Below are 271 nucleotides of genomic sequence, written 5' to 3'. Positions count from 1 at the left end.
GTGCTCCGCGGACAACGACACCGTCATCAGCCAGCTCTTGGTCGGCGCATGCCACTGGACCTTGGGATCGCGGAAGTCCTTGGAGCCGATGTCGATCACCGGGTTGCCCTGGTACTTGGTCCAGGTGCGGCCTCGGTCGGTGCTGTAGGCGAGCGACTGGGCCTGCTTGCCACCGTCCTTGTAGGCGCTGGTGTAGATCGCCACCATGGGCGGGTTCTTCTCGGTGCCGAACCCGGTGGAGTTGTCCCAGTCGACGACCGCGCTGCCGGAG

1 pseudogene is annotated in these 271 nt (G+C 65.7%); it reads right to left on the bottom strand.

Annotated elements, in window-relative coordinates:
• Positions 1-271: pseudogene (locus IE97_RS39075) on the bottom strand (glycoside hydrolase family 32 protein); the annotation flags it as partial.

The sequence above is a fragment of the Streptomyces sp. NRRL S-455 genome, from assembly GCF_000717875.1.
GTDB lineage: Bacteria > Actinomycetota > Actinomycetes > Streptomycetales > Streptomycetaceae > Streptomyces.
Note: the sequence above shows the minus strand (reverse complement) of the source record. Positions and strands in the feature narration are given on the sequence as shown.